The organism is Arcobacter sp. F155 (genome assembly GCF_004116455.1).
Lineage (GTDB): Bacteria > Campylobacterota > Campylobacteria > Campylobacterales > Arcobacteraceae > Halarcobacter.
Genome location: NZ_PDJU01000021.1, coordinates 1 through 3,399 on the forward strand (window position 1 = coordinate 1; position 3,399 = coordinate 3,399).

3 protein-coding genes are annotated in these 3,399 nt (G+C 35.7%); all 3 read left to right on the top strand.

The genetic code is table 11. From position 1 onward, the window contains the following. Positions 1–252 (top strand): OadG family protein (locus tag CRV03_RS13860; protein WP_129085735.1); only part of this gene is annotated, 252 nt, incomplete at its 5' end. Positions 253–257: 5 nt separating this feature from the next. Next, on the top strand, positions 258–2,069 hold the full coding sequence (locus CRV03_RS13865; protein WP_129085736.1) for a biotin/lipoyl-containing protein: 1,812 nt from the start codon (positions 258–260) through the stop codon (positions 2,067–2,069). 23 nt (positions 2,070–2,092) lie between these two features. Beyond that, a partial coding sequence (locus CRV03_RS13870; protein WP_258239103.1) for a sodium ion-translocating decarboxylase subunit beta occupies positions 2,093–3,399 on the top strand: 1,307 nt, incomplete at its 3' end.

Consider the following 3,399-nt stretch of genomic DNA (forward strand, 5'->3'; position numbering starts at 1 on the left):
ATGGAAACAAACTTAATTGCGGAAGCAGTAAAGTTTATGGCATTAGGTATGGGAATAGTGTTTATATTCCTAATAGTAATGATCTATGCTTTAAAACTGCAAGCAAAAATAATAGGGAAGTATTTTCCAGAGAAAAGTACGCCAGTACCTACAAAGCCTACAAGAACTACAGGGGCTGAAAAATCGAACGAAACTGCAAAGATAGCGGCTGTAGTAGCAGCTGTTCAACATCATAAAAATCTAAAAGGTTAAATTAAATGTCAAAAAAATATATTGATGTTATGGATACTACATTTAGAGATGGATTCCAGTCTGTCTTTGGAGGTAGAGTTTTAATGGAAGATTTTTTTCCAGCTGTAGAAGCTGCGAAAGAAGCAGGTATAAATCACTTCGAATTCGGAGGAGGAGCAAGATTCCAATCTTTATTCTTCTACCTACAAGAAAACGCATTCGATATGATGGATAAATTCAGAGAGATTGTAGGACCAGAAGCAAATCTACAAACATTAGCAAGAGGTATAAATACTGTAATGCTAGATACAGGTTCAAGAGAACTAGTAGAAATGCACGCAAAAATGTTTGCAAAACATGGTGTAACAACAATTAGAAACTTTGATGCACTAAATGATGTTCAAAACCTTGAATATAGTGCAGAGTGTATTAAAAAATATGGACTAAACCATGAAGTAGTAGTAACACTAATGGACTTACCTCCAGGTTGCGAAGGTGCTCATGATGTTCCTTTCTATGAAAAAACATTAAGAAATATTCTTGATGCTGGTGTTCCTTTTGATTCTATTTGCTTTAAAGATGCAAGTGGAACATCTTCTCCCCAAAAAGTATTTGATACTATTAAAATGGCAAGAAAACTTGTAGGTGAAGATACTCATATAAGATTACATACTCATGAAACAGCAGGTGTATCTGTTGCTTGTTACTTAGCAGCATTAGATGCAGGTGCAGATGGTATTGACCTAGCAGCATCTCCTGTAAGTGGTGGAACATCTCAACCAGATATTCTAACTATGATGCACGCAGTTAAGGGGATGAATTATGACCTAGGTGGTTTAGAAATCTCTAAAGTATTAAAATACCAAGAGACTTTACAATCTTGTTTAAAAGATTACTTTATGCCACCAGAAGCTACTCAAGTTTCTCCTTTAATCCCATTCTCTCCAATGCCAGGTGGAGCTTTAACAGCTAATACTCAAATGATGAGAGATAATGGAACTTTAGATAAATTCCCAGAAGTAATTAAAGCAATGCAAGAAGTTGTAGAAAAAGGTGGATACGGAACATCTGTAACTCCTGTTTCACAATTTTATTGGCAACAAGCATACGCAAACGTAATGTTTGGACCATGGAAACAAATTGCTCCAGGTTATGGAAAAATGGTTCTTGGATATTTTGGTAAAACTCCTGTTGAACCAGACCAAGAGATTGTTAAATTAGCTTCTGAAAAATTAAAACTTGAACCAACTAGTGAAAACCCACTAGATATAGCTGATAGAGATGAAAAGAAAACTTTTAGCTATTGGGAAGGAAGATTAAAAGAAGAGAATATCGAAACAAGTGATGAAAATATTTTTATTGCAGCAGCTTGTGATGAAAAAGGTATTGCTTTCTTAAAAGGTGAAAGCCCATTAAATGTAAGAAAAGTTGAGGATTCAACTTGTGAAAATGATAAAGAATGTACTTTAGGAGAAGGAAATAGTATGAGTAACGCAACTGGAAACTATACAGTAGTAGTAGATGGACAAAAGTTTAATGTATCTATCGCAGAAGGTAATGCAGATATCCAAGTAACACCAGCAGCACAAAGTGAAGCACCTGCAGCAGCACCAACAAACGGTGCTGGAGCAGATGTAGAAGCAACAGTAGCTGGAAATGTATGGAAAATGAATATTAAAGTTGGAGATACAGTAAAACAAGGTGATATCGTAGCAATCCTAGAAGCAATGAAAATGGAGATTGATGTAGAAGCTCCTTGCGATGGAACAGTAAGTGCAATTTTAGCTAACCCAGGTGACGCTGTTGAAGAAGGTCAAGCAATAGCAACTATTAGCTAAGACAAAAACCGGAGAACTATTTGATGAATAAAAAAATAATAGCTTCAATGCTACTGTTATTCTTTGCTCTTTTCAGTACAAATGCATTTGCAAGTTCAAATGCAGCTCCTACTGAAGAAGTAAAACATGAATATCATGAAAAATCAATGGGTCAACTTCTAGAGTCATTCTATAAAACTACTGGGATTTATGCTTTCACAACTCCTAGAGATGATGTAATGACTTCAGAAGCTCATGCAGAAGATGCAAGACCTATGACTACTTTTGAACAAACTTGGGGTAGATTAATAATGATAGGTATTTGTCTATTCTTATTTTACCTTGCTATTTCAAAAGGGTTTGAACCATTATTACTAATGCCTATTGCATTTGGTGGTATCTTAGCTAATATTCCACTAGCTGGAATTGGTGGAGAGACTGGTATGCTTGGTATTATCTATAATATGGGTATTGCTAATGGATTCTTCCCATTACTTATCTTTATGGGTGTTGGAGCAATGACAGACTTTACTCCATTATTAGCAAATCCTAAAGCAGCAATCTTAGGTGGTGCTGCACAGTTTGGTATCTTTGGATCGTTAGTTGGTGCAGTTGCAATTGGATTTGATTTACAATCTGCTTCGGCTATTTCAATTATTGGTGGAGCTGATGGACCAACATCAATCTTTATTGCAAATAGACTTGCTCCAGAACTTTTAGGTGCAATTGCAGTTGCAGCTTATTCTTATATGGCATTAGTACCAGTAATTCAACCTCCAATTATGAAGGCATTAACTTCAGAGGCTGAAAGAAAAATCAAAATGCCAAAATTAAGAAAAGTAAATAAATTAGAGAATTTAACATTGCCAATTGTACTATTATTGTTAGCAATTCTGTTCTTACCAGAGTCAACTCCACTTATTGGAGCATTTTGTTTAGGAAATTTCTTCAAACAATCAGGTGCAGTTGAGAGACTTTCTGATACAATGCAGAATTCATTAATCAATATAGTAACAATATTCTTAGGATTAGGGGTTGGTTCAAAGCTAGCTGCTGATAAATTCTTAGTAATAGAGACTTTAGGGATTATGGCAATTGGATTAATTGCATTTGCTGCAGGAACAGCGGCAGGTGTTATCATGGCTAAAATCATGAATAAATTTGCGTCTGATGAGAATAAGATTAACCCACTAATTGGAGCTGCAGGAGTATCTGCTGTACCAATGGCTGCTAGGGTTGTATCAAAAGTTGGACAAGAATATGACAAATCGAATGTATTATTAATGCATGCGATGGGTCCAAATGTTGCTGGTGTTATCGGTTCTGCCGTAGCTGCTGGTGTACTTTTATC